General features: G+C 63.2%; 24 protein-coding genes and 2 tRNA genes. 23 read left to right on the top strand and 3 right to left on the bottom strand.

Features of this window, described 5'->3' with window-relative positions; translation table 11 throughout:
- Positions 1–144 precede the first annotated feature (144 nt).
- The 3 genes from galE to QZ588_RS11250 all read left to right on the top strand — a co-directional run bounded on the left by galE (position 145) and on the right by QZ588_RS11250 (position 3073).
- Positions 145–1155: a UDP-glucose 4-epimerase GalE gene (gene galE / locus QZ588_RS11260; protein ID WP_295542760.1), complete on the top strand. Its 1011-nt coding sequence runs from the start codon at positions 145–147 to the stop codon at positions 1153–1155.
- Between the two features lie 293 nt (positions 1156–1448).
- A complete protein-coding gene (gene msrP / locus QZ588_RS11255; RefSeq protein WP_295542758.1) occupies positions 1449–2408 on the top strand; it encodes a protein-methionine-sulfoxide reductase catalytic subunit MsrP in 960 nt (319 codons plus the stop codon).
- A gap of 2 nt (positions 2409–2410) precedes the next feature.
- Positions 2411–3073, top strand: a complete 663-nt coding sequence (locus QZ588_RS11250) for a sulfite oxidase heme-binding subunit YedZ (protein ID WP_295542756.1) — start codon at positions 2411–2413, stop codon at positions 3071–3073.
- Between the two features lie 95 nt (positions 3074–3168).
- Here the strand turns inward: QZ588_RS11250 and QZ588_RS11245 are convergent, their stop codons facing one another.
- On the bottom strand, positions 3169–3624 hold the full coding sequence (locus tag QZ588_RS11245) for a molybdenum cofactor biosynthesis protein MoaE (RefSeq protein ID WP_295542754.1): 456 nt from the start codon (positions 3622–3624) through the stop codon (positions 3169–3171).
- A 476-nt stretch (positions 3625–4100) separates the two neighbouring features.
- On the opposite strand from QZ588_RS11245, the gene QZ588_RS11240 reads away from it, so the two are divergent.
- From QZ588_RS11240 to QZ588_RS11205, 8 genes are all read left to right on the top strand, one after another.
- A complete protein-coding gene (locus QZ588_RS11240) occupies positions 4101–4352 on the top strand; it encodes a hypothetical protein (protein ID WP_295542752.1) in 252 nt (83 codons plus the stop codon).
- Between the two features lie 85 nt (positions 4353–4437).
- On the top strand, positions 4438–5742 hold the full coding sequence (locus tag QZ588_RS11235; RefSeq protein WP_295542750.1) for an APC family permease: 1305 nt from the start codon (positions 4438–4440) through the stop codon (positions 5740–5742).
- 340 nt (positions 5743–6082) lie between these two features.
- A complete protein-coding gene (locus QZ588_RS11230; protein ID WP_295542748.1) occupies positions 6083–8005 on the top strand; it encodes a PrkA family serine protein kinase in 1923 nt (640 codons plus the stop codon).
- A gap of 131 nt (positions 8006–8136) precedes the next feature.
- Positions 8137–9408 (top strand): YeaH/YhbH family protein, encoded by a 1272-nt coding sequence (locus QZ588_RS11225; protein WP_295542746.1) that lies wholly within the window; start codon positions 8137–8139, stop codon positions 9406–9408.
- A gap of 156 nt (positions 9409–9564) precedes the next feature.
- Positions 9565–11058, top strand: a complete 1494-nt coding sequence (locus QZ588_RS11220; protein ID WP_295542744.1) for a SpoVR family protein — start codon at positions 9565–9567, stop codon at positions 11056–11058.
- A gap of 248 nt (positions 11059–11306) precedes the next feature.
- A complete protein-coding gene (locus QZ588_RS11215; RefSeq protein ID WP_295542742.1) occupies positions 11307–11537 on the top strand; it encodes a hypothetical protein in 231 nt (76 codons plus the stop codon).
- A gap of 53 nt (positions 11538–11590) precedes the next feature.
- Positions 11591–12538 carry a bile acid:sodium symporter family protein gene (locus QZ588_RS11210; protein ID WP_295542740.1) on the top strand — a complete coding sequence of 316 codons (948 nt, stop codon included), beginning with the start codon at positions 11591–11593 and terminating at the stop codon, positions 12536–12538.
- A gap of 92 nt (positions 12539–12630) precedes the next feature.
- Positions 12631–12804, top strand: coding sequence for a hypothetical protein (locus QZ588_RS11205; protein WP_295542738.1), 174 nt, complete (start codon positions 12631–12633; stop codon positions 12802–12804).
- A 176-nt stretch (positions 12805–12980) separates the two neighbouring features.
- Here the strand turns inward: QZ588_RS11205 and QZ588_RS11200 are convergent.
- Positions 12981–13067 (bottom strand) — tRNA-Leu (locus QZ588_RS11200).
- Between the two features lie 115 nt (positions 13068–13182).
- Here QZ588_RS11200 and rnr point away from each other — a divergent pair.
- The 9 genes from rnr to QZ588_RS11155 all read left to right on the top strand — a co-directional run bounded on the left by rnr (position 13183) and on the right by QZ588_RS11155 (position 22557).
- On the top strand, positions 13183–15477 hold the full coding sequence (gene rnr / locus QZ588_RS11195) for a ribonuclease R (RefSeq protein WP_295542736.1): 2295 nt from the start codon (positions 13183–13185) through the stop codon (positions 15475–15477).
- A 70-nt stretch (positions 15478–15547) separates the two neighbouring features.
- On the top strand, positions 15548–16369 hold the full coding sequence (gene rlmB / locus QZ588_RS11190) for a 23S rRNA (guanosine(2251)-2'-O)-methyltransferase RlmB (RefSeq protein WP_295542734.1): 822 nt from the start codon (positions 15548–15550) through the stop codon (positions 16367–16369).
- A 208-nt stretch (positions 16370–16577) separates the two neighbouring features.
- Positions 16578–17591: a class 1 fructose-bisphosphatase gene (locus QZ588_RS11185; protein ID WP_295542732.1), complete on the top strand. Its 1014-nt coding sequence runs from the start codon at positions 16578–16580 to the stop codon at positions 17589–17591.
- Positions 17592–17718: 127 nt separating this feature from the next.
- Positions 17719–18402, top strand: coding sequence for a 7-cyano-7-deazaguanine synthase QueC (gene queC, locus QZ588_RS11180; RefSeq protein ID WP_295542730.1), 684 nt, complete (start codon positions 17719–17721; stop codon positions 18400–18402).
- Positions 18403–18816: 414 nt separating this feature from the next.
- Complete coding sequence (locus tag QZ588_RS11175) at positions 18817–19674, top strand: alpha/beta fold hydrolase (RefSeq protein ID WP_295542728.1); 858 nt, start codon at positions 18817–18819, stop codon at positions 19672–19674.
- A gap of 202 nt (positions 19675–19876) precedes the next feature.
- Positions 19877–20725 (top strand): arsenite methyltransferase, encoded by an 849-nt coding sequence (locus tag QZ588_RS11170; RefSeq protein WP_295542726.1) that lies wholly within the window; start codon positions 19877–19879, stop codon positions 20723–20725.
- A 59-nt stretch (positions 20726–20784) separates the two neighbouring features.
- Positions 20785–21630, top strand: a complete 846-nt coding sequence (locus QZ588_RS11165) for a ZIP family metal transporter (protein WP_295542724.1) — start codon at positions 20785–20787, stop codon at positions 21628–21630.
- Positions 21631–21717: 87 nt separating this feature from the next.
- Entirely contained in the window at positions 21718–21879 is a 162-nt protein-coding gene (locus QZ588_RS11160) for a hypothetical protein (RefSeq protein ID WP_295542722.1), read from the top strand.
- 602 nt (positions 21880–22481) lie between these two features.
- A tRNA-Lys gene (locus QZ588_RS11155) sits at positions 22482–22557 on the top strand.
- A 7-nt stretch (positions 22558–22564) separates the two neighbouring features.
- Here the strand turns inward: QZ588_RS11155 and QZ588_RS11150 are convergent.
- Positions 22565–23458 (bottom strand): hypothetical protein, encoded by an 894-nt coding sequence (locus tag QZ588_RS11150; RefSeq protein WP_295542721.1) that lies wholly within the window; start codon positions 23456–23458, stop codon positions 22565–22567.
- A gap of 599 nt (positions 23459–24057) precedes the next feature.
- Here QZ588_RS11150 and QZ588_RS11145 point away from each other — a divergent pair.
- The 3 genes from QZ588_RS11145 to QZ588_RS11135 all read left to right on the top strand — a co-directional run bounded on the left by QZ588_RS11145 (position 24058) and on the right by QZ588_RS11135 (position 26738).
- Positions 24058–25182 (top strand): transporter substrate-binding domain-containing protein, encoded by a 1125-nt coding sequence (locus tag QZ588_RS11145; RefSeq protein WP_295542719.1) that lies wholly within the window; start codon positions 24058–24060, stop codon positions 25180–25182.
- Between the two features lie 40 nt (positions 25183–25222).
- On the top strand, positions 25223–25963 hold the full coding sequence (locus tag QZ588_RS11140) for a hypothetical protein (protein ID WP_295542716.1): 741 nt from the start codon (positions 25223–25225) through the stop codon (positions 25961–25963).
- A gap of 514 nt (positions 25964–26477) precedes the next feature.
- Positions 26478–26738, top strand: a complete 261-nt coding sequence (locus QZ588_RS11135; protein WP_295542714.1) for a DUF2281 domain-containing protein — start codon at positions 26478–26480, stop codon at positions 26736–26738.
- Positions 26739–26943: the final 205 nt, after the last annotated feature.

Here is a 26943-nt window from a genome sequence, read left to right as displayed (position 1 = left end):
GGATCGGCGTCCACGGCGGGCGGCGGTAATTGACAGGTACCGGGTATCATGAAACCGTCCGCCGAACAACGTTTCCCGACCAATCGCCGCTTTCGGTCACGGATGACCATGAGAAGTCGGCACTTGCCTGGATAGGAGCTCCCCATGCGTGTCCTTGTTACCGGTGGTGCCGGCTACATCGGCAGCCACACCTGCGTCGAGCTGCTCGCCGCCGGACACGATGTCGTCGTCGTCGACAATTTCTGCAACAGCAAGCCGGCGGCGCTGGAGCGGGTGCAGGCGCTGACCGGGCGCTCGCTGGCGGCCGTGCAAGCGGATCTGCGGGATGCGCCGGCGCTGGCGACACTGTTCAGCGACTTCGCGTTCGATGCCGTGATCCATTTCGCCGGCCTCAAGGCCGTCGGCGAATCCACGCAGATCCCCCTCGCGTACTACGACAACAACATCCATGGCACGCTCTGCCTGTGCCAGGCCATGGCCGCCGCCGGCGTGAAGCGCTTGGTATTCAGCTCCTCGGCGACGGTCTATGGCGATCCGGCATCGGTGCCCATCCGCGAGGACTTCGCGCTTGCGGCCACCAACCCCTATGGCCGCACCAAGCTGATGATCGAGGAGATTCTGCGTGACCTGCACGGCGCCGATGCCGCCTGGGACATCGCCCTGCTGCGTTATTTCAACCCCGTCGGCGCACATCCCAGCGGGCGCATCGGCGAGAATCCCAATGGTCTGCCTAACAATCTCATGCCCTTCATCGCCCAGGTGGCCGCGGGGAAGTTGCCGCAGCTGAAGGTCTTCGGCGACGACTATCCGACCCCCGACGGCACCGGCGTACGCGACTACATCCACGTGGTGGACCTCGCCCGCGGCCATCTCGCGGCCCTGAAGCGGCTGATGGCGGGGCCGGGCGTGGTGACCTACAACCTCGGCACCGGACGCGGCTACAGCGTGCTGGAGGCGGTGCGCGCCTTCGCCGATGCGGCCCAGCGCGAGATTCCCTATCGCCTGGTCGGGCGCCGCCCCGGCGACATCGCCGCCTGTTACGCCGACCCTGCGCTGGCCGCTGCTGAGCTGGGCTGGCGAGCCGAGCTGGGGCTCGAGGCCATGGTGGCGGACCATTGGCGTTGGCAGCGCGAGAACCCCGACGGCTACGCCTGAGGGCGACCACCCCGCCGCCACCCGGCCGGCGAGCACCGAAACCCCGGATGCGACGGGCATGACGGACGACAGCACAGCGGCAACGCCCGCCTGTCATAGCGTCCGCCCGAGTCCGCTGCCACGGGCCGACACGCTCGTCGTCCGTTAGGCCCTGGCGTGCGCCTTTCGTCCTGACGGTGGCGCCGGCGCCATCGCGGTCTCAACCTGCTGACCCCACCGATTCCCGACGGTGGTGAAACCAACGCCCGGGTCGACCGGTCTCAGCGTGGGCTGAGCCATGACAAGGTGACCCCATGCTGATCAAGCGACCAAATGACATACCGGCGTCCGAGATCACGCCGCAATCGGTGTATCTGCGCAGGCGGGAGCTCCTGCGGGCGGCGATGGCGGGCGTCGGTGCCGCAGTCGGCGGTGCGGCGCTGCTCTCGGCACCCGCAGCTCGCGCCGGCGCACCCATCGCCGATGTTCGCCCGAGCCGTTTTTCCACCGACGAGACACCCACCGAGCGCGAGCTCATCACCAGCTACAACAATTTCTACGAGCTCGGCACCGATAAGGGCGACCCCAAACGCAATGCCGCGCAGCTCCAGACCCGGCCCTGGCAAGTCGTCGTGGAAGGCGCCTGCGAGGCGCCCGGCGTCATCGGCATCGAGGACATCCTGCGCGACTTCCCACAGGAGGAGCGCATCTACCGGCTGCGCTGTGTGGAGGCCTGGGCCATGGTAGTGCCCTGGGTCGGCTTCCCGCTGGCGGCGCTGCTCAAGCGCTTCAAGCCCACATCGCAGGCGAAGTATGTCGCCTTCGAGACCCTCTACGACCCCAAGATGTTGCCGGGTCAGCGGCGCAGGGTGCTGGACTGGCCCTACCGCGAGGGGCTGCGGATGGACGAAGCCATGCACCCGCTCACCATGCTGGCCACAGGTCTCTACGGCGAGCTCCTGCCGAGCCAGAACGGTGCGCCGTTGCGGTTGGTCGTCCCCTGGAAGTACGGTTTCAAGAGCATCAAATCCATCGTGCGCATAACCTTCACCGAGGACGAGCCGCCCGCCACCTGGAACAGGATGCAGCCCAACGAATATGGCTTCTACGCCAACGTCAATCCGGACGTGGACCACCCGCGCTGGAGCCAGAAGAGCCACCGCATGATCGGCGAGGGGCTATTCGCCCGTAAGCGTCCCACGCTCAAGTTCAACGGCTATGGCGAGCAGGTGGCAGCGTTGTATGCGGGCATGGATTTGGCGAAGTTCTACTGACCATGGCCGCCACGCGCCCGCGGGTCGACTGGCTCGTCCCGACCCTCAAGCCCGTGCTCTTCGCCGCTTGCCTGCTGCCCCTGTTGCTGCTGGTATGGCGGCTGGTGGACGGCACCATCGGCCCGAATCCGGTCGAGGTCATCACCCATGACACCGGCGACTGGGCGCTGCGGCTGCTGCTGGCGACACTCGCCGTGACGCCGCTGCGCAGGCTGACGGGCTGGCGCTGGCTGGTGCGGCTGCGGCGCATGCTCGGGCTGTTCGCCTTCTGCTACGCCATGCTCCATTTCACCACCTATCTGTGGCTGGATCAGTTCTTCGACTGGCAGGCGATCCTCGCCGATATCGCCAAGCGGCCCTACATCACCGTGGGCTTCGCGGCGCTGTTGCTGATGCTGCCGCTGGCGGTGACCTCCACCAAGGGCTGGCAGCGTCGTCTGGGCGCGCGCTGGAAACAGTTGCACCGGCTCGTCTACGCCATCGGCGTGCTGGCGGTGCTGCACTACCTATGGCTGGTGAAGGCGGACCTGCTCGAGCCTGCCATCTACGCCGGCGTGCTGGCGGCTCTGCTCGCCGCGCGAATGCCCTGCGGCGACTGGTGGCGACGGTGCTGTCGGCGACGCTTGGTGGGTGCCGGGCGGCAGGACGTGTCGGCGGTGCGCTGAGGCGTGTCGGGCGGGCCGGCGGCGCACACCGAGCGACCGCCACCCAGCCGGTTACAGGTGCAGCCCCATCGGCGAGGAGTCGCTGCGCGCGCAGCTCAGTCCCAGCGCGCGGCGGCGGCGGCGTCGCTGTGGCGGGCCTCGACCCAGTGCTCGCCCTGGTCCGTTGCTTCCTTTTTCCAGAAGGGGGCCCGGGTCTTGAGGTAATCCATCAGGTATTCACAGCCGCGAAAGGCCTCGCCGCGGTGGGCGGCGGTCACGGCCACGAGCACGATGGGCTGCGTCGGCAGAATACGTCCGACCCGATGGACGACACGCACCATCTGGAGGCCGAAGCGCTCGGCCGCCGCCTCGGCGATTTCCCTCAGCGCCGATTCCGTCATGCCCGGATAGTGCTCCAGCGTCATGGCCGTCACCCTGCGCTCGACATTGAAGTCGCGCATGAGCCCAACGAATGCGGCCAGCGCGCCGGCGGCCGCGTCGCCGACGAGGTCGGCCTGCAGCGCCCAGGGATCGAAGGGCTCGGAGACGACGCGGATATCGATGGCGTTCATGTGTGATCTGCGATGGCAGGAGCGTTGCGGTTGGGCCTGGAACTGCTATCTGTTAACGGTGTGGGCTCGAGCTTGGCGCTGCAAGCGTCGAGCGTCGCGGATGGCGCGCAGCGCCCGGCCCTGCCAATAGCGGCGTCCGTCGTGGCGCAGTGTCAACCAGCGACGCTGCCGCCGACACTTGTTCGTCGGCGGCGTCGCCGCCATGCTCCGCCAAGCAACATGGCCCAGGCTCGGCCCATTGTGCGACGCTTCGACGCAGGGCGCGGCGACATGCCTCCCGGGCGCCTGATACGTCGATGCGGTCGGGCGCCAATGTCATTGGGCAGCAGCGCCACGACGGGGCCGATCCACCTTGGCATTCCGCCGGCGGGCGCCGCCAAACGGTGCGGCGATGAATGCGCGCCAACCGCAATGCCCAATGCCAGGGGCCCACGGCCGAGCCCGTCACCCAATCACGCAGGAGCACGAGACCGCCAATGGCTCCGCAGCGCTACTCACCCCTGTACTGGCCGCGCCGCTTGCTGGACTGGCTGTGCGCGGGGCGCGCCGACTACCGTGAGTTCCAGGCACGGAAGGCGACCCGCGTCTACAAGGCCAACCAGAGCACGTGTCTGATCATCTGGCTCATCGCCGCCGGGCTGCTCCTACTTTGCGGCGCCACGGGCTGTCTGCTGACCTTCGGACTCGTGGCAACATTGCTGTGCTTCAGTATGCTCGACCCGGAATGACCGCACCGCCGACACCGCCGCCGGTCTCCGCGCGGGGCCGAGGGGATCATGCCGGTGCTCATCCCGGCGTAACGAGTCCGGCGCCATGACGTCCGCGTCCCTGGGCCAAGCCCCCCAGAGCTTCGGCCTGCGCGCCGCGACACTTTTGGTGGTGGCCAACATGATCGGCACCGGCGTGTTCACGACCCTCGGCCTCCAGGCCGAAGGCGTGCAGGATGGCGCCGCTCTGCTGCTGCTCTGGCTGCTGGGCGGGCTGGTGGCGGCCTGTGGCGCCCTGGTGTACGCCGAGCTGGCGGCCGCGCTGCCGCGCTCCGGCGGCGAGTACATCTATCTCAGTCGCAGCTTTGGCCTCAGCCTCGGTCTCATCGCCGGCTGGGTCTCTGCCACGGTGGGCTTCGCTGCCCCCGTGGCGCTGGCGGCCATGGCGTTCGCGCAGTACGCAGCCACCGTGCTGCCGGTGGCGCCGACGCCGACAGCCGTTGTCGCCGTCATTGCCATCGCTGCCCTCCACGCCTTCGATGTCAGGCTCGGCACACGCTTTCAGGTGCTGATGACGCTGCTGAAAGTGGTGGCCGTACTGTTTTTCTGCGCCGCTGGCCTGCTGCTGCCCGCGGCGCCCGATGCATTGGTGCCGCTGCCGAATGCCGATACCGCCGCCGCCGTTTTATCGCCGGCCTTTGCGCTGTCATTGGTTTATGTCTCCTACGCGTACTCGGGCTGGAATGCAGCCACCTATGTGGCCGCGGAGGTGCGCTCACCCCAGCGCCTGGTGCCACGTGCCCTGCTGCTCGGCACGGCCCTGGTGACGCTGATGTATCTGCTGCTGAACTGGGTGTTTCTGCGCAGCGTGCCGCTGGAGGCATTGGCGGGCACCGTGGAGGTGGGCGCACTTTCCGCACGCTGGCTGTTCGGCGAGGGTGGCGGACGGCTTATGAGCGCCATGCTGGCGCTGCTCCTGCTCTCCACCATGAGCGCCATGCTCCTGGCGGGGCCGCGGGTGTTCGAAGCGATGGCAGTCGATTGTCCGGCGATGGGTCTTTTCGGTGCGCGCAACCGCCGCGGTGCACCAACACGGGCGGTGCTGTTCTCCCTGGCCCTGGCGCTGGGACTCATCGTCACCGGTACCTTCGCCGCAGTGCTGGCGTTTGCGGGATTCACGCTGATGCTCTCCTCGCTGCTGACCGTGCTCGGCGCCCTGCGGCTGCGGCGAACCGAGCCGATGCTGCCGCGGCCGTTCCGTATCCCCTGGTATCCTTGGCCGCCGCTGATCTATCTTTGCCTGACGACGGCGGCACTGCTGGTGGTTGCCTGGAGCAGCCCGCTGCCGGTTGTGCTGGGACTGAGTGCGCTGGGTGCCTGGTGGTGGTGGCTCGAGCGTCGACCCGGGTGACGAGCGGTCACAGCTACCGACCGGCGGCCTACAAGGCCAGTCCGAGCATGGAATTGAACCCTTGCGAGGGGGCCTGTCTAAGCGCAAAGTTCCCTGTGATGTGGCGCAGGCCGCGTCACTCCCGGCCGCACTGCACTGTTTGGGTGCGCTGCGCGGTGCGCGCAGCACCAAAAAGTGACATGCTCGCCGGTACGATGCCCGCAGTCGCGGGTCGCGGATACGGCCACTGCTTGGCGCAGACCTTGCAGTCCAACCTTGGCGTTGCAATCTAACCAAAGGTGCCGCTGCGGATCGCCCGCCGCCCGCGTCCGGACAGACAACCTAACCAGAGGTGTGCTGAATGTCGATCTTCGAGCGCTACCAGGCCCGCTACGAATCCTCTCGCGAAGAGGATATGAGCCTGCAGGAATATTTGGATCTGTGTAAAAGTGATCCGATGGCCTATGCCGGTGCGGCGGAGCGTTTGCTTGCGGCGATCGGCGAGCCTGAGCTGATAGATACCCACAACGATCCGCGCTTGAGCCGGATCTTTCAGAACAAGGTCATCAAGCGCTACCCCGCCTTCGCAGACTTCTTCGGCATGGAGGAGTCCATCGACCAGCTCGTGTCGTACCTGAAGCATGCCGCCCAGGGACTCGAAGAGCGCAAGCAGATCCTCTACCTGCTCGGCCCCGTCGGCGGCGGTAAATCCTCTCTGGCGGAAAAGCTGAAGGAGCTGATGGAGAAGATTCCCTTCTACGCCATCAAGGACTCTCCGGTCTTCGAGTCCCCGCTCAGCCTGTTCTCGCCCGAGGAAGACGGCCCGATCCTGGAGGAGGATTACGGCATCCCCTCGCGCTGCCTGCGCACCATCATGTCGCCCTGGGCGGTGAAACGCCTGCAGGAATACAACGGCGACATCACCAAGTTCCGGGTCGTCAAGCTCTACCCCAGTATCCTGGAGCAAGTCGCCGTCGCCAAGACCGAGCCCGGTGACGAAAACAACCAGGACATCTCCGCTCTGGTCGGCAAGGTGGATATCCGCCAGCTGGAGCACTACGCCCAGAACGACGCCGACGCCTACAGCTACTCCGGCGCCCTGTGCCGCGCCAACCAGGGGCTGATGGAATTCGTCGAGATGTTCAAGGCGCCCATCAAGGTGCTGCACCCCCTGCTGACAGCCACCCAGGAAGGCAACTACAACGCCACCGAGGGCCTGTCCGCGCTGCCCTTCCAGGGCATCATTCTGGCCCACAGCAACGAGTCGGAATGGCAGTCCTTCCGCAACAACAAGAACAACGAAGCCTTCCTCGACCGCGTCTTCATCGTCAAGGTGCCCTACTGCCTGCGGGTCACCGAAGAAAAGCAGATCTACGACAAGCTGCTGCGCCACAGCACCCTGAGCCAGGCCCCCTGTGCGCCGGGCACCCTCGAGATGATGTCGCAATTCTCGGTGCTGACGCGCCTGAAAGAGCCCGAGAACTCCAGCATCTTCTCGAAGATGCGTGTCTATGACGGCGAGAACCTCAAGGACACCGATCCCAAGGCCAAATCGGTCCAGGAATACCGCGACTACGCTGGCGTCGACGAGGGCATGTCCGGCATCTCGACGCGGTTTGCGTTCAAGATCCTCTCCCAGGTGTTCAACTTCGATCACACCGAGGTCGCCGCGAACCCCGTTCACCTGCTGTACGTGCTCGAGCGTCAGATCGTGCGCGAGCATCTGCCGCCGGAAGTGCAGGATCGCTACCTGGCCTTCCTCAAACAGTACCTGGCCCCGCGCTACGCCGAGTTCATCGGCAAGGAGCTACAGACGGCGTATCTGGAATCCTATGCCGAGTACGGTCAGAACATCTTCGATCGCTACGTCACCTACGCCGACTACTGGATTCAGGATCAGGAGTACCGCGATCCGGATACGGGCGAGATGATGAACCGCGGTGCGCTCAACGAAGAACTGGAGAAGATCGAGAAGCCCGCGGGCATCTCCAACCCCAAGGACTTCCGCAACGAGATCGTCAACTTCGTGCTCCGCGCCCGCGCCAACAACAACGGCGCCAATCCGCGCTGGACCAGCTACGAGAAGCTGCGCGTGGTCATCGAGAAGAAGATGTTCTCCAACACCGAAGAGCTGCTGCCGGTGATTTCCTTCAACGCCAAGGCCTCCGCCGACGACAAGAAAAAGCACGAGCAGTTCGTCGACCGCATGGTGGAGAAGGGCTACACGCCCAAGCAGGTGCGCTTGCTGTCCGAGTGGTATCTACGGGTCAGGAAGTCGCAGTAACACGATCGGCGCGAGTGACGAGTGACGCGGGCCAGGCAACGGCCCGCCCGCCCCGGCCAACCACAGCCGCTGCGCTCACGTCGTAGCATCAGTTCGTTGCAGGCATTCCCCGAGCGATTTCACCTGAATCTATGTCCCACTTCATCGACCGACGCCTCAACGCCAAGAACAAGAGCACCGTCAATCGGCAGCGGTTCCTGAAGCGTTACAAGAGTCAGCTCAAGCGGGCTGTGTCGGATGCGGTCAACCGCCGCAGCATCACCGACATCGATGGCGGTGAGCAGGTGGGCATCCCATCCAAGGATATCTCCGAGCCCATTTTTCACCATGGCCAGGGCGGCACCCGCGACATGGTGCATCCGGGCAACAAAGAGTTCGAGGCCGGCGACCGGGTGCAGCGGCCCGAGGGCGGCTCCGGCTCGGGCTCCGGGCAGGGGCGCGCCGGTAAAGGCGGCAAGGGCGAGGACGACTTCGTCTTCGAGCTCTCCCGGGAGGAGTTTCTGGACCTGCTGTTCGACGACCTGGAACTGCCCAACCTGGTCCGCAACCAGCTCATGGGCACGACGGAGTTCAAAACCGTCCGCGCCGGCTATACCACCGAGGGCGCACCGAGCAACATCGATGTCGTACGCTCGCTGAAGGGCGCCATCGCCCGGCGCACGGCGCTCGGGGCGCCACACCGCGGGCGCATCCGCGAGCTGGAAGCGGAGGTGGAGCAACTCCTCGACGATGGTGTCGCGGAAGACGACAGCCGAGTGGTTGAGCTGCGTGCGCAGATCGACCGCCTCAAGACCCGGCTCGCGGCGCTGCCCTTCATCGACACCTTCGATCTTCGCTACCAGTCCTTCACCAAGCAGCCAGAGCCCACCAGCAAGGCGGTCATGCTCTGCATCATGGATGTGTCCGGTTCCATGGACCAGGTGCGCAAGAATCTGGCCAAACGCTTCTTCATCCTGCTGTACCTGTTCCTGCAGCGGAACTACGACAAAATCGATGTCGTGTTCATTCGCCACCATACCATCGCCCAGGAGGTGGACGAGCAGGAGTTCTTCTACTCCCGCGAGACCGGCGGCACCGTCGTCTCGAGCGCCTTGAATCTGGCCCACGACGTGATTTCCGAGCGCTACGATTCCGGTAGCTGGAATATCTACGCGGCGCAGGCCTCCGACGGCGACAATTGGGACTCGGACTCCTCCATCTGTCGCGATCTGCTCATCAACCGGCTCATGCCGCTGATGCGCTACTATGCCTATGTCGAGATTACGCCGCGTCAGCATCAAAGCCTTTGGTACGCTTATCAGGACGTCAAGGCTGCGCATCCGCACTTTGCGATGGAAGAAATCGGTGGCGCCGACGACATCTACCCAGTATTCCGTGAGCTCTTCAAGCGCCAGGACGCATGATCGTCAGGCGCCGAGCGCCCCGTGCCTAATGCCGGAGCACGGGATGGAGACCTGAACGGCTTTGCACCGTGCTCGCCAGCGCGCATCACGCGCTGCTGTGCGAGGTCTGAGCGGGCTTTCGCCTCTGACACGTCAACGGCAACCATCATCCACGCCATGGCAGACAAACTCATTTCCGACTCGTCCGAGTGGAGCTTTCCGCTCCTCAAGCGCTTCGACAAAGAGATCGCGCGCATCGCCCACGACGAGTTCGGCCTGGATACCTACGCCAACCAGGTGGAGGTCATCTCCTCCGAGCAGATGATCGATGCCTATTCCAGCGTCGGCCTGCCCATCAACTACAATCACTGGTCCTTTGGCAAACAGTTCGTCTCCACCGAGCAGACCTATCGCCGCGGCCAAATGGGGCTGGCGTACGAGATCGTCATCAATTCCGATCCCTGTATCGCCTATCTCATGGAAGAGAATACACTGCCGATGCAGGCGTTGGTGATTGCCCATGCGAGCTATGGCCATAACAGCTTTTTCAAGGGCAACTATCTCTTCCGGGCCTGGACCAGTGCCGACGCTATCATCGACTACCTGGTGTTCGCGCGCAATTACATCGCCGAGTGCGAAGAACGCTACGGCCAGGAGGAGGTCGAGCTGCTGCTGGACTCCTGTCATGCGCTGATGAACTACGGCGTCGACCGCTACAAGCGCCCGTCGCCCTTGTCCATGGCCGAAGAAAAGCGTCGGCAGGCGGAGCGCGAGGCCTACCTGCAGTCCCAGGTGAACGACCTCTGGCGGACACTCCCCGTGGAGCACGCCAGGGATGGCCGTGCCCGCCGCGAGCAACGCTTCCCCGATGAGCCCCAGGAAAATCTGCTCTATTTCATCGAGAAGAACGCGCCGTTGCTGGAGCCCTGGCAGCGCGAGGTGGTGCGCATCGTGCGCAAGATCGGCCAGTACTTCTATCCCCAGCGCCAGACCCAGGTCATGAACGAGGGCTGGGCCACGTTCTGGCACTACACCCTGCTGAACCGGCTCTACGATCAGGGCATGGTGACGGACGGCTTCATGATGGAAGTGCTGCAGTCCCACACCAATGTCGTCTACCAGCCGGATTTCGACTCACCCTACTACTCCGGCATCAACCCCTATGCGCTGGGCTTCGCCATGATGCGCGACATCCGGCGCATTTGCGAGGCGCCCACCGACGAAGACCGCTATTGGTTCCCGGACATCGCCGGCGGCGATTGGCTGAAGGTGCTCGACTTCGCCATGCGGAACTTCAAGGACGAAAGCTTCATCGCACAGTATTTGTCGCCCAAGCTGATGCGCGACTTCCATCTGTTTCAGGTGTGCGACGATGACCGCGAGGACACCCTCGAGATTACCGCGATCCACGAAGAAGCCGGTTATCGCCAATTGCGTCAGTCCCTCGCGGAGCAATACAACCTTGGTAACCGCGAGCCGAACATCCAGGTGTACGATGTCGACCTGCGCGGCGACCGCTCCATGACCCTGCGGCACTTCCGCCACAATCGCCGCCCGCTCGGCGACTCACTGGACGAGATGATGCTGCACGTCCGCCGGTTGTGGGGCTTTGACGTGCGCCTCGAAGCCGTGGACGAAGAAGGCCGGGTGCAACTGCTCAGCAATGCCTGAGCGGCCACCGCCTTCGCACCCGCTGCGCGAGCGCCCGCGGTGCACCGACAGCCCCGGGCGCACCTACCATCCACTACCCCCCCTCGCACCGCGCAGACACTGAAGATCCCGGCCTGGGGGGCTTAGACGCGATCGACCGCGTGGTGCGCCGCAGCACGACCCGTCGGGTGCACCCCGACGGGCGCGCGGAATGAGTCACCAAGCGGCGCATGCTGTTGCCACCGTCATCCCTGTCGTTGGAGAACACCATGCTGCCCGCAACCGATCTGTTCCTGCTGATGCTCGGGCTGAGCCTGCTGTATGCCGTGCTTGCGGCGCTGAGCGTCGTCCTTGAGTCCATCCCCATGTTCCTGCGCCGCCCGAGGCGGGTGCGGCCGCGAACGGCGCACCGGGTGCGCCGGCGCTTCCACCGCCCCCGGCGTCGGCCCGGCGCCATCAGTCCCTCCGCCGGGCGCCGCCGACGGGTCGCCGGCGGCTGACGACGGCCGCATAATGGTGCCTCCCCTGAGCCGCATCAGATCAGTGCCGCCGCATGCCCGGTCCCTTCGCAGCCGCCATCACGAGCCTTTTCCCACTGTGGGCCCTGCTGGCGTCGGTGCTCGCCTATCTGCGGCCCGATTGGCTGACGCCGCTGGCGCCTGCCATCGTGGCGCTGCTGGGTCTCGTCATGTTTGGCATGGGCGTCACCCTGAGCTGGCGTCAGTTCGCGGCGGTGTGGCGGCGGCCACAGCAGGTGGGGCTCGGCATGGCGCTGCAGTTTGGCGTCATGCCCCTGGGGGCCTGGGTCATCGGCACCGGTCTGGGGTTGTCGCCGGCCCTGATCGCCGGGCTGGTGCTGGTGGGGGCGAGCCCCGGCGGCACGGCCTCGAACGTGGTGTGCTATCTCGCGCGCGGTGATGTCGCCCTGTCCATCTCGCTGACCACCGCCTCCACGCTGTTCGCCGTCGTCGCCACGCCGCTGCTGACCTGGCTCTATGTGGGCGCGCAGGTGCCGGTGCCGGTGTGGGATATGCTGCTGTCGGTGGCCAAGATCGTCCTGCTGCCGGTGACGCTCGGCGTGGCCGTCAATCACTGGCTGGGCGCGCGCATCGCGCCGGTGAAAGACATCTTCCCGCTCCTCTCCATGGCGGCCATTGTGCTGATCATTGCGATCATCGTGGCCTTGAACGTGGACAACATCGCCGCCGCCGGCTGGGTCATCGGCTTTGCGGTGGTCCTGCACAACGCGGTGGGTCTTGCGGCCGGCTATGGCCTGGGTTGGCTTGTGACACGGGACCTGCGCAGTGCACGCACCCTAGCCATCGAGGTGGGCATGCAGAACTCGGGTCTGGCGGTGGCGCTGGCCGTGCAGTATTTCTCTGCGGCCGCCGCCATCCCGGGAGCGCTGTTCTCCGTTTGGCATAACCTGTCGGGCTCGGCACTGGCGGCGCTGTGGTCGCGCCGTCCGCCACCACCCGCAGACGCAGCCCAGACGGACTGATTCCTTACGCTTTACGGGTTTGCAGCCGCACGTTTTGCCTAAATCATGGTACCGAAGCCGGCGCCGCCGGCGCCAACAGCGAGGCACGACCGATGGATTACAGCACCTTCAAGAGCCTGCAGATTCTGTTGTTCTGGGGCTCGGCGATCGCGTTTTGTATTTGGCAGTTGCGCGCGGTGCGGCGCCTGCGCCGGCAGCGGGTGACGGTGAAGCAAGCGCCGGGCGTGCGCCGTAGCGCCCACGTGCGACCCGGCGATCAGCGCTGAGGCCTGTCTGTACCCCGCCGCTGCTGTCCGTCGGCGGTGGGCTGGCTGCGACTGAGCACCGAGGCGGGGTAAAAGACCGCTGCCTGCTAGCGCCGTTGGGGTGTGCCTGTAGGCAACGGTGGTGGGCAGCGGTTTTGTGCGTCGCCGGCGTCGAGTGGTCGATCGCCAGACCAAAATGGTGCCGAGGAGAGGACTTGAACCTCCACCTGGTTTCCCAGACATGGACCTGAACCATGCGCGTCTACCAATTCCGCCACCTCGGCGAGCGGCGAACGGCCAGACAGTACGTGCCAGCCGTCAAGCCTCCGAATGATAGTGAGACAGGCACCCCCTGTCAACGCTACACTAGGTCGCTTTAAGGAGAGCGGCGGAGATCACGTGGCACGACGCAAATCGGCCCAGTCGGTGAAGGGGCAGGACCCACATCGCCAGCGCGAGGCCAAGAAGTACGACAATCCCATCCCCAGTCGCGAGTTCATCCTCGAGACGCTCACCGCACATGCCGCGCCCATGGGCTTCCAGGAGGTGGCCGACGCCCTCGGCTTGCACGCGGAACAGGACCTGACGGCCTTAGACCGCCGCCTCGGCGCCATGGTCAGGGACGGCCAACTGGTGCGCAACCGCCGCGACGCCTACTGCCTGGTCAACAAGCGCGATCTGGTCGCCGGGCGCATCATCGCCCACCCCGACGGCTTCGGCTTCGTCAAGCCCGATGAGGGCGGCGACGACCTGTATCTGTACCCCAAAGAGATGCGCACCGTCTTCCACGGTGACCGCGTGGTCGCCCGGGTCACCGGCCGCGACCGCCGCGGACGCCTCGAGGGCGCCGTCGTCGAGATCCTGGAGCGCAGCACCCGCAGCGTCGTCGGACGCCTGTATTCCGAGAGCGGCGTCGGCCTGGTGGTGCCCGACAACAAGCGCATGACCCACGACATCATCATCCCCAGCGATCGCCTGTTGCAGGCGCAGCAGGGACAGATCGTCGTCGCGGAGATCACCGACCAGCCCACCAAGCGCACCCCCCCCATCGGCCGCATCGTCGAGGTGGTGGGCGACCACATGGGCCCGGGCATGGAGACGGACATCGCCATCCGCGCCCACGACCTGCCGGTGGAGTGGCCGCAAGCCGTCACCGAGGCGATCGCCACCCTCGGCGAGGAGGTGCCGGAGGCGGCCAAGGCCGGGCGCACCGACCTGCGCGAGCTGCCCCTGGTCACCATCGACGGCGCCGACGCCCGCGACTTCGACGATGCCGTCTACTGCGAGCGCAAGCCCAAGGGCTGGAAGCTCTTGGTCTGTATCGCCGACGTCTCCGCCTATGTGTCCCCCGACAGCCCGTTGGATCAGGAGGCCGTCAAGCGTGGCAACTCGGTGTACTTCCCGGATCGGGTCATCCCCATGCTGCCGGAGGTGCTGTCCAATGGTCTGTGCTCCATCAACCCGAGCGTCGATCGGCTGTGCATGGCCTGCGAGCTCTATGTGAATCGCGAGGGTCGGGTGACCCGCTCGCGGTTCTTCGAGGCGGTAATGCGCTCTCATGCGCGCCTCACCTACGATGAGGTGGCGGCCCTGCTGGACGATGCGGAGCCCGATCCCGTCCTGGCCGAACGGCACGATGCGGTCCTGCCCCATCTGCAGGAGCTGTACGCGTTGTTCGAGGCCCTGCATGGCGCACGTGCCGTTCGCGGCGCCATCGACTTCGACACCACCGAGACCAAGTTCGTCTTCAATGAGTCGCGGCGCATCGCCCGCATCGAGCCGGTGCAGCGCAACGACGCCCACCGCATCATCGAAGAGTGCATGCTCGCCGCCAATGTGGCCGCGGCCCGGCTGTTCGAGCGCAAGAAGATGCCGGCGCTGTATCGCATCCACGAGACGCCGAGCCAGGACAAGCTCTCCGATCTTCGCGAATTCCTCGGCGAGCTGGGCTTGAATCTGCCCGGCGGCGACAAGCCCACCGCGCAGGATTATGCGACGCTGCTGGCGTCGGTGAAGGGCCGCGCGGATGCGCATCTCATCCAGACCGTGCTGCTGCGGTCCATGCAGCAGGCCATGTACAGCTCCGACAACGTCGGCCACTTTGGCCTCGCCTACGAGGCCTACACCCATTTCACCTCGCCCATCCGGCGCTACCCGGATCTGATCGTCCACCGCATCATCAAGCACATCCTCGCCGGCGGCACGGCGGCGGATCTGGAGTACTCCAAGCCCGAGCTACAGCAGGTGGCCGACGTCTGCTCCGGCACCGAGCGCCGCGCCGACGATGCCACCCGCGACGCCGAAAGCTGGCTCAAGTGCGAATACATGCGCGACAAGCTCGGCGAGGAATTCGACGGCACCATCACCAGTGTGCAGGGCTTTGGCATCTTCGTGGAGCTGGACGAGGTCTTCATCGACGGCCTGGTGCACATCACCGCGCTGGACAACGACTACTACCACTTCGACCCCGTCGGCCACCGCCTAACCGGCGAGCGCACCGGTCAGGTCTACCGCCTGGGCGACCGCCTGCGGGTGCAGGTGGCCGCCGTCAACCTGGACGAGCGCAAAATCGACTTCGTGCTGGCCAAATCCGTGCAACAGTCTGCGCAGAAGTCAGGTAGGCAGGCCGCCAAGGGACCCGGCAAGAAGCGCTCGCGCCCGCCGCGGCGCAACCGCAAGACGGCCGCCTCCTGATCCGCGGCGCGGCGGGCGCAGCACGCCCGCCGCCAGCCCGAAGGCCCGAGTCCACTCGTGAGTCCCAGCCGTGAGTTCCAGCCAGCCCAGCGGCGCCAGCCCCACCATCGGCATCAATAGTGCCCGCAGCGCGCTCAAATTCGGCGCCGAGCAGGTGGCCGAGCTCTGGCTGGACCGCCGCCGCCGCGACCAGCGCCTCGCCGAGCTGGCGGGCTTGGCGCGCGACGCCGGCGTCCGCGTGCGCCAGCTGGATCGGCAGGCCCTGGACGCCGCCGCCGGGGGAGGCAACCACCAGGGTGTCATCGCCTGGGTGACCGGACCCGCCGCACGCCCCGCGCAGGACCTGGATGCACTGCTGGCCGGGCTCGAGCATCCGCCGCTGCTGCTGATCCTGGACGGCGTCACCGACCCCCACAACCTCGGCGCCTGCCTGCGCAGCGCCGACGCCGCCGGCGCCGACGCCGTCATTGCGCCCAGGGACAAGGCGGCGGGCCTGACGCCGGCGGCGGTCAAGGTTGCGAGCGGTGCGGCGGAGTCCGTGCCCTTCATCCAGGTGACCAACCTGGCCCGCGTGCTGGAGCAGCTCAAGGCCGCCGGCGTCTGGCTCATGGGCACCGCCGAAGATGCGCCGGCGAGCCTGTACCAGACGGATCTCACCGGCCCGCTGGGGCTCGTCCTGGGCGGCGAGGGCAGTGGCATGCGGCGGCTCACACGCGCGCACTGCGACGTGCTGCTGCATATTCCCATGCGCGGACGGGTGGAGAGCCTCAACGTCTCCGTCGCCGCCGGTGTGTGCCTGTACGAAGCTCTGCGCCAGCGGGGTGGTCAGGACCGGGAGCCCAGGACCCAGACCCTACGACCTGGGAAACTTGCGGCGCAACCGAGGGGATGAGGATACCGCAGGGCGCCCTTGCCGACGGCGGCGGTTGCACCCATTGCAAATCCGCGTCGAATGCACGGGAGTGCGCCGTTATACTGGTGCGTTATGCAGCCCACGCCGTCCGCGGCGGCGAATGCGTAGCCGCCGGCGCCGCCGCGCGCAGCCGGTCACGCCCCGCATGTGCGTTTGAGTCATTTCCCAAACAACGAGGTTCGATCCCATGGATCACGGCACTACCATTACACAATTCATCAGCGAGGAGCAGCACAAGGCGCCCGGCGCCACCGGCGAGTTCACGGCGCTGCTGAACGACATCGTCACCGCCTGCAAGATGATCAGCAACCAGGTGAACCACGGCGCGCTGGTGGGCGCACTCGGCAGCGCCGGCAGCGAGAACGTGCAGGGCGAGACGCAGAAAAAGCTGGACGTGCTCTCCAACGAGATGTTCATCCAGTGCAACGAGTGGGCGGGCCACCTCGCCGCCATGGCGTCCGAGGAAATGGACGATGTCTACCAGATCCCGGCGCAGTATCCGCGCGGCAAGTACCTGATCACCTTCGACCCCCTCGACGGCTCCTCCAACATCGACGTCAACGTCTCCGTGGGCACCATCTTCAGCATCCTGCGCTGCCCGGGCGGTGTGGACAAGCCCACGGTGCGCGACTTCCTCCAGGCCGGTACCCAGCAGGTGGCCGCGGGCTACGCGCTCTACGGCCCCTCGACCATGATGGTGCTCACCACCGGCAAGGGCGTGAACGGCTTCACGCTGGACCAGAACATCGGCGAGTTCATCCTCACCCACCCGGACATGACCATCCCCGCGGACACGGCGGAGTTCGCCATCAACGCCTCCAACGGCCGCTTTTGGGAACCACCCATCAAGCGCTATGTGGACGAGTGCCTGGCCGGCAAGGACGGCCCCCGCGACAAGGACTTCAACATGCGCTGGATCGCGTCCATGGTCGCCGAGGTGCACCGCATCCTCACCCGCGGCGGCGTGTTCATGTACCCCATGGATTCGAAGATGGCCGCCAAGGGCCAGGGCGGCAAGCTGCGCCTGCTCTACGAGGCCAACCCCATGAGCTTCGTCGTCGAGCAGGCGGGTGGCGGCTCCATCACCGGCCGTGAGCGCATCATGGACATGCAGCCGCAGGAACTGCACCAGCGCGTGCCCGTCATCCTGGGCTCGCGCAACGAGGTGGAGCGCATCCAGGGCTACCATACCGAGGACTGACGCCGCCGCGCCGGCGGCGCGCCGGGCGCTCGGGGCCTGCGCCGGATCCGCAGCGCCCCGCGGCAACCGCGGCTCGTAGGCCGCACGCAGCACGCATGGTTCTCCTTTCGCGACACACGCAGCCATCATGTCCAACACCAATGCACAGACCGCCGTCGTGCTGCTCTCCGGCGGCCTCGACTCGGCGACGGCACTGGCGATGGCGCGTGCCGAAGGGTTGCGCTGTCATGCCCTCAGCATCGACTACGGCCAGCGCCACCGGGCGGAGCTGGACGCGGCGCAGGCCGTGGCGCGCCAGCTCGGTGCCGCCGCCCACACCACCGTCCCCCTCGACCTGCGGCCCATCGGCGGCTCAGCGCTCACCGACGCCGGCATCGCCGTGCCGGAGACACCCACAGACGGCATCCCCGTCACCTATGTGCCGGCGCGCAACACCCTGCTGCTGGCCCTCGCCCTGGGGCTCGCCGAGGTCACCAGCGCCAGCCGCATCGTCGTCGGCGTCAACGCGCTGGACTACTCCGGTTACCCCGACTGCCGCCCCGCCTTCATCGACGCCTTCCAGCAGCTCGCCCGGGTCGCCACCAAGGCCGGCATCGAAGGCCACGCCCCCCGCATCGACGCCCCCCTCATCAACCTCAGCAAAGCCGAGATCATCCGACGCGGCAGCGCGCTCGGCGTCGACTACAGCATCACGGTTTCGTGCTACCAGGCGGACACGCAGGGACGCGCCTGCGGGCGCTGTGACTCGTGCCGACTGCGCGCCGAAGGCTTCCGCGCCGCCGGGCTGCCAGATCCCACGCGCTACGTCTGAGCCGAGCCGGCGCGTACCGCTCCCCCCTCACGACCCAGCGCATGACCCAACGCATGATCCAGCGCACGAGCGCAACAGCCGAGCCCATCGACGGGCGTCTGAGTCGCCCGCGCCTGCAAGACCGCAAGGCCCAGGGTGAGCGCCTATAAACGAGCGCCGAAACATGTATCTGAGGCATCCTTCGAGAAACTGTCCTGGGAGTTTCTCGTGTCTGCCAGCATCCTTGAGCATTTTGCCTGAGGGCAATTTTGCATACCGTCCTCAGAGAGATGGCGAGCTCACCGTCACGCGACTGTATCAGCGGAATGGGCAGGTGCGCCTAGTCAGATTTAGGTCTATTGGTCGGTCCTTGCCTAGTGTCACTAGTCTTCTAGGCGGTCGACCGTTCGTCCACTCAATGAATCAGCAAACAGGATGACTGTGATTGCTCTCTGGCCTTGGGCGCTGCTTCTCATTCTGGTGCTCTCCAGCCTCATCCCACTTGGCGTCCATCTAGGGTATCGCGCGCCACGGATGCCTATCACGGACTCGCCAGCCAAGCATGGGCTGGACTTCACATCCATCCAGATTCCAACGGTCCGCGGCAGGAACCTCTCGGGCTGGTTCCTACCATCGCCAGGCGCCTCAAAAACCCTACTGATCCTGCATGGCTGGGGCAGCAATGCGGAGCAGATGCTGCCGCTGGCGAAACCCTTGCACGGCACAGACTGGAATCTCTTGCTGTTCAACGCACGCAACCACGGCAATAGTGATGGTGACAGCTTTTCATCGTTGCCGCGCTTCGCCGAAGATCTGGGCTGCGCCATCAACTGGCTACAATCACAGCACCCGAACAGCGCCAAGCAAATCGCTGTGCTCGGCCATTCAGTGGGTGGTGGCGCGGCCTTGTTCGAGGCGACCCGCAATCCTCGGATCGGTGCGGTCATCGCCATCGGTACCTTCGCAGATCCTGATGAGCTGACCGAACGCTCGCTGAAACCTTTGCACCTGCCGCGCTTTGTCGTCATTCTGACCAAGCGGTATGTTGAATGGGTCATCGGCCACCGATTCGCCGAGATCGCGCCCATCAGCACCATTCGGCGCGTGCATTGCCCTGTCCTACTGATTCACGGCACCGCCGATCGCGCTGTACCCATCAGCGATGCCCGACGCGTTGCTGCCGCTGGGGACAGCTCAAGCGTTAGTCTCTATGAGGTTCAAGGGGCCGATCATGATTCGGTAGATCTGATCGAAGCGCACGCCGCTGTGATGATAGGGTTTCTGCGCCGGTGAGACTCAGCCTAACGAGCATGCTGGCAGTTCCCGCGACCAGGTCGTCGGGCGGCCGGGTGATGCGATCTTCGCCCAGGTCTGAACGACTGAACAGCACGGCAAACGGCACTCAAACGGCTACAATGAACGATCGCAGATCGGACCAGCGCAACAATGCCAACCGGGCCGCTCCCTTCATCCTACACGACGACCGGGCTCCACCATGACCAACCATCACGAGCAAGACGACCACCGCCAGAAAGTCCGTAGCGCCTATGCCAAAGTGGCCCACGCCGAGAGTGCCGGCGATTGTTGTGGTGTCGAATCGAGCTGCTGCGGGGTCTCCGATGATCAGGCCATCAACACCCTGATCTCGACCCGGCTGGGCTACAGCACAGCGCAACTGACCAGCGTCCCCGGTGGTGCCGATATGGGATTGGGCTGCGGCAATCCCGGTGCCATCGCCTCACTCAAACCTGGGGAGGTGGTTGTCGATCTGGGCGCCGGCGGCGGTTTCGACTGCTTCCTCGCAGCCCAGGAGGTCGGCGAGCACGGTCGCGTCATCGGCATCGACATGACCCCGGATATGCTGAGCAAGGCCCGCCAGAACGCCGCCCGTGGCCAGTACACCAATGTTGAGTTCCGACTCGGTGAAATCGAATACCTGCCGCTGGCCGATGCCAGCGCGGATGTCATCCTTTCCAACTGCGTCATCAACCTCTCGCCGGACAAGCCACAGGTCTTCCGCGAGGCCTTTCGGGTGCTGAAACCCGGCGGACGCCTGGCCATCTCCGATGTGGTCGCCACGGTGGAGTTACCCGAGGCAATGCGGCAGGACGAACAACTCATCGCCGGTTGCATGGGCAACGCCTCGCTGATCGAGGAACTTGAGCAGATGATCACAGCCGCCGGCTTTTCCGGAGTGCGCATCGCACCCAAGGATGAGTCCCGCGCGTTTATTCGCGACTGGGCACCGGGTCGAGGCGTCGAAGACTATGTTGTTTCGGCGACCATCGAAGCGGTCAAGGCCATTCCTGCAGCCATTGCCAGCGAAGATCAAAAAATGGCTTAGCTCATCAATCAGGTAACATCCGGGCTGATTAGACGATAACCCGATTTCAAGGACAACCGATGATCAGCCTTGGCGCATACACAGAACTAAAAATATTCTCTGCCGTCGCGATTCTGGCAGCCGCTTTCATCGGCGGATCGATTCCATTGTTACGCGGTGAGCGGGCTCGCACTGCCGGAGGGTTCCCACTGGGCCGGGCGTTTGCTGCGGGTGTGTTTTTGGCGCTTGCGCTGCTCATCATGTTGCCCGCTGGAACACACTGGATGGGCGTGGCCTTCGGTCGGCTGGATTTTCCCATCGCAAGCCTCTTGGCAATATTCGCATTTTTGGCGCTCTTGGAACTCGAGCACTTGTCTGCGCACGCGCGCCACGCCATGGATGGATCAGATCCAACGCGCACAGACCCTTCAATCGGCCCGCCGCCGTCGCCAGCGATCCTGCCTATGCTCATGACGCTGCTCATTGGCATTCCGTCTTTCTTTCTGGGTGTCGCGCTCGGCATCTCCACCGATCTTTTCGCCATCCTCATGATTCTGCTGGCCGTCTTGGCGCACAAGGGCACGGCGGGCTTCGCCCTGGCCTTGCAAATGGCACGCAGCACACTGCCGAATGGCAGCGCCTGGATGTTGCTCAGCGTCTTCGCCTTCGCAACCCCTGCCGGAATCCTGGTTGGGGGTGATCTGGCCCTGCTACTGAGCGACCACGCACTCGCGGTGGTCAAGGCCGGTACCCTGTCTATCGCCGCTGGCCTGTTTTTATACCTGAGTACGCTCCACGAGATGCGGCATGCACCCTTGGTAACCGTCTGCGCGGGCTTACCAGGCTTTTTGCTTTTCCTCGCTGGCTTCTTGATTACTGCTGCAGTCCGGGTTGGTATCGGCCTGGGACAGGCCCACCATTTCTAATCGCCTTACAGCGCATGGGGCCGCTACGGTCAGAGAATGCCCTGACCTGCAGCGCCAAGCGCCAGCCAGACTGTCGGTACCTATGACGTGAATTCCGACCAAGACAACACCACTGAATTCCGGCCAGAGTATCGCCACAATCCGCAACACTTCCACCTGAAACCTTTTGTGGCTGTTGCCGGCACGGCATCGGGCAGGCTGTTTGCCGGTGTCGATGTGATGATACGATTTTTGAACCAGTCCGTTTAACTTGCCATCCATGCGCGCGCGTTCCCAACCTCAGGCTGCATCCACATCAGAGCCGGTCAGAGCGCCGGCGGACCGGTCCACCACGATACAAGCCGATTGATGCCACAGCGCTGAGAATGACGATCGAAGACCTCGTACAAACGGGCCAGCGACATTCGTGACTGGGATCGAGGCGGCCTTATTGGCCTCCGCCAAGGAAAAGTGTTCATCGCCTTCGTGCAACGCCCGGCGGATAGCGGAGACTGCGGCGCACCTGGTCGATCACGTCATCCCGCCGCTGCCGGTGCGCCAGTGGATCCTCTCGGTGCCCAAACGGCTGCGCTGGCCTAGTTGAGATCAGGCGGAGCGCGAGCCGCGGGCGCTCAGCGCCGTGCTGCACCTCCTGCTGCGCGTCATCGAGGCCCATCTGCGCCAGGGCAGCGACACCAGCGCGCAGGCCCGCTTCGGGGCGGTGCCCTTCATCCACCGTTTCGGCGCCTCCCGCAACCACCATGCCGCAAAGCTCAAGCGGGTTCCCAGTGGGCGAACGCTACGCTATACTTGGAAATTCTGCGGCGTGTCTCCACCCAACCCAGCGAGATCGCGCAGAGCCACCCCACAACGCGCCCTTAGCTCAGTTGGTAGAGCATCTGACTTTTAATCAGGTGGTCGATGGTTCGAGTCCATCAGGGCGCACCAAATAAAATCAAGGGCTTATGGGATTCCGTGGCCCTTTTTCTTTGCCCGCCAAAAAGCCTGTGCCACGGATATGCCACGGGTCAGCGGTGACGGCCCACGGGCACCAGAACCCCACTGCGCGGGCGGCTCCAGGGCAGTGCCGACGTGGTGCGGTGCGGCGGGCACCGGGGCTTGGGAAATTTCGCCACAGTGGCGTTTTTTCCAAGCCAGGCAACCACCTAGCGAAATACGCTGTTTTGGACCAACCGGTGATCGAGGTCTCGACTTTGATCAGCAGGAGGGAGCAGCGTTCACGCGCCTCGGTGGGCGAGTGCTCCCACCATGCCTGCAAGCCGTCGACGATGAAGTCGCTGGTCTTGGCGGAGCTGCCGACGTGCAGATACAGCTCGCGGCTGTCTTCGTTGACGGCGCCGAAGAGCGTGTACTTCTCCCGGCAGCCCATGTCGTGGTCGGCCGCCTTGTGCCCGCCCCGCGTCATGCCGCCGCGCGAGTACCGACCCATGTTGACGGTGGCCTGGCAGTCGATGCTCACACGCGTGACGCTCGGGTCGTTGCCGGCGTCGTCCTTGCAGCGGAGGTTGGCGAAGATGGCGTCGGTTAGCGGAATTTTTTTTGGGGCTTGGCCTTGAGCACCGGGCGCAGCCGGTAGCCGTTGCGGTTGAGGATGTCGGCCATGGTGCGCGCGGCCAGCACCACGGTGTCGGCAAACCCCGGGTCCTTGAGCGCACGCCTGGCGCGGGCGGCGGTTCACGCGCCCCATCTTCGAGACCGCAAGCTTGACATCTTCGATGTGCTCGGCACTCAGGTTGCTGACCGGGGGGCTGCTGGAATCCGAGATTATGGGCTTTAGATCGATATCTGAGAAACTACGCGAAGTATCTTCCATATCGGCATATTCCAAATCGACAAATCACCTAAGGGCTCAAGAAACTGCCTCAGATCAAATTCCCTCGGTTGTGTCAAGATGTAGCATCTCTTACACTGACGACTCAAGATGCGCAAGGCTAAGGTACAGTCGCGTCAAAGCAGGGGTTACTGCAGATGGAGCAGACGACCAACGTCACAGGCCAACGACGGAACCGGAACCGACCAATCGGTTGGCCTCGGTCATTAGTCTCGTCTTCCGGCATCGTCAACCAAGGCTTCGCACCGTCCGCTTCCTCTGATCCATCTCATGTTGCCGTACTGACGTCCGTGCGTGACTTCACGCCGTCAGGGCTTTCTCGCCCACCGCTCCTTCAACGCCATCTCTCGTGTTCGTCCCCACCCGTTCTCAAAGCGGTGCGAGTGGCGTCATGTCACTGTTTTCGTACACTTACGGTTTCGCATACCAACATCGATCGACACCCTGGGCTCGCTGATGTTCTTCAGTGTGGTGAAAGGCCCAACTTGTCATCGCTCCGTGACCACCATATTCAGGGCGTCATGCTTTACGCCATCAGCACTTCCGCATGCCTGTTACACCGTAAGCACTCAATCCTAAACTCATAGGAGACTACTATGACTGTAAAAAATCGTTTATTTTATTTCGTGGGTTTAATTCTGATATCGCTGCTTTCTTTTTCATTCACACCTGTTTCCGCGGAGAGTCAATATATAGTAAAAGAGGGCGACTCCCTGTCTAAAATAGCAGAGCAAATTTATGGTAAGCCAGAGGCGTGGATTACAATCTACCAAGCAAATCGAAATCGCATTAAGGACGATGGAAACTTTGTTAAGGTGGGAGCTAAACTTAAAATACCTGAGATGGCAGATGAGGATATAGCGAATCAGGTCGCTCGTACTGAAGCAGTCCAGGACAAAGCTGAAGAGGTTTTTCTCGTTACAGGTGATAACTATGCTCCGTTTAGCGGCGAAGACTTGCCGCAGAAGGGGATGTTTACCGAAATCGTTGATATTATATTCAAACGTATGGGTTATAACCCAACCATTCAGTTTATGGATTGGCAGGATGGATTTGACATGACGTATAAAAGGGGAGTTTTCTCGGCGACCTTCCCGTACCTAAAAAACAATGAACGGTTGCGGCAGTTTTACTATTCAGAGCCAATTTTCGAAACCATGATATTCGCGTATCGTGATGTTAATTCGCCATTTCAGTATAGCCACGAGGAAGATCTTAAAGGACGTAAGGTTTGCAGACCAGAGGGGTATTATACCCACGATCTGGAGCGCTTCGTAAAGGCTGATGTGATTGAATTAGTGCGGCCCGAGGATATTGATGAGTGCTTCGATTTCTTGGTCGAGGGGAAAGTGGACTTCGTTAGCGTCAATGAGATGACGGGAAATCAGCAGGTTGTCGAAAAAGGATTGAGGGATAGAGTGGAGCCTTCCGATAAAATAATGAGTGTCGAAGGCTTATATGTCATTTTTCCGAAATCAACGGCGAACGGTCGCGTGCTGCAATACAAGTTTAATCAAGAGCTAGAGAAGATGAAGCAAAGTGGTGAACTTAATGGCATAATCCAGCGGCACGTGAATCATTACTATGACTCCTTAACCAGCGGCAGTCCTGATAGCAAACAAAGCGAGTCCTCATCCCAGCCTAAGGTCCCAGAGGAACAAGTGAATGCTGAGGCTACTATGCCGACTGGATCACCGATCCGCAGCGGTAGCGAATTTTAAGCGAGACGAGTGTTGCCCCTGAAGTGACGGAAGTTACGAAATGAAGAGCGTACTGAATTTCATCGTCGTGCTAGCTTTGCTTGCCGGGGGCACATATTACTTTGCCCCAGGGCTATGGGCAAAGTTAAATGAAATCTACCGTGAAAATGCAGGGTGGACAGAGCAGGCGAAAAAAGACCGTCCGATTGCGTATCTAGAGTATGTAATCAAGAACGCAGAGCGCGAATATGGCAGCATCGACGAATATGCGCTGAATTATAATCACGCGATCACAGCGCTAAGGGCTCAGCGTGATGATAGCCGGATTATTGTCAATCATGATAATCAGCTGCTTGATGAGATGAAGGCGCTTTATAAAACGGTTGAAAACGGGGAAACTGATTGGCCGGTTCAGTTCCGTGATGCGGCGTACACCGAGGGGCAGTTTAAACAACAGATTCAGGTCCTGTTAAATGAAAGAGAGACGCACGAAGATATTGCGAAGAGGCTGAATCAAGAGGTCGGCCAGATGCATAACCGTTTATCAGAACTTAAAGTTGCAAAGGCCGATTACAAGGCGAAGCTTGCTGAGATGCGAGCGAATTTGGCGATAGCTAGGGCAACAAAGGGTACGCGCGCGATTGATGATATTATTAAGAACGCTGATCGAGTGATGGTTTTTGTGGACAAAACATCATCTGCCTTTTCGTCGCCGGTGCGTACAGCGTCGGAAATAAACGCGGCGGCTGAACAAAGTGAGGGTGTTTCGAATTCGGATGTATCGTCGTTTCTCAGCCAGTAGTCGGGCGCTGTTTTGAGATCTGTTAGTGGCTCCGCATTTTTCGCCGAAGTACAGGCGTCTGGTACTTCGCAGGTCCTTGCGGTGGCGGGGGCGGCGTCGATTGGCGCTTTTTATTTGGTTTGGACGGGATGCGCTATTTCCACTTCTGCGCGCCGAGCATGTGGATCATCTTCATTATCGAAATCTTGGCAACGTTTTGGGAGAGCTTCCGCTCTTTGACGTTCTTCCGCTTCACAGCGTAACCCACGGTGTGGTAACCAATTTGCGGAAAGTCTTCGGAAAAACGTTGGTTAATTTCGCTTGCAGGGTGGTTTCGGTTTTATGGCTAATCCTGTTTTGGTATTTACCGCTGTCACTAATACTTTAGCGGCGCTTTGGCCAAGGTTCGAATGAGTAGTCATCATAAAGCGGCGATCCATTTGCCCCATCTCTTTGCACATAAATGGCTCTTCGGGATCTCAGTAGGGTAAAATATCCTGTAGTAACAGCCAGTTAGACCGACGAGGAGATCAAGATGAGCGCGAACAACGAGTTGGAGGTCACGGCGATGTCCGTCCCAGCCACACCCCTGGAAGATGAGCTTCTCGCGACCTTGCGCACGCTGCCGGCGGCGCGGCAACGCGAGGTATTGGATTTCGCGGCCTTTATCAAGCAGCGTGCTCCGGCGCGGGCGGATGAGCCGCGCCCGTTTGGCCTTTGCGCCGGCGATTTCGAGGTTCCGGAGGATTTCGATGCCCCGCTGCCCGACGACGTGCTGCGCACCTTCGAGCAATGAGGCTATTGCTCGACACCCACGTCTTCCTGTGGCATCTCAACGGCTCGAAGGCGCTGCCGGCTGACCTCCGAGCGGCGATTCAGGACCCGGCGAACGCCGTGTTCCTGAGCCCGGTCTCGATCTGGGAGCCCTCAGTGCCAGGATAAGTGTCGTCTGCCCCTGTTACGATTCTTAAGAATCTTTGAGGGCGAGAGGAGCACATCAT

This window comes from uncultured Thiohalocapsa sp. (assembly GCF_913062725.1).
Classification (GTDB): Bacteria; Pseudomonadota; Gammaproteobacteria; order Chromatiales; family Chromatiaceae; genus Thiohalocapsa.
The sequence above is the reverse complement of the archived record's forward strand: the minus strand, read 5'-3'. Positions and strand labels throughout refer to the sequence as shown.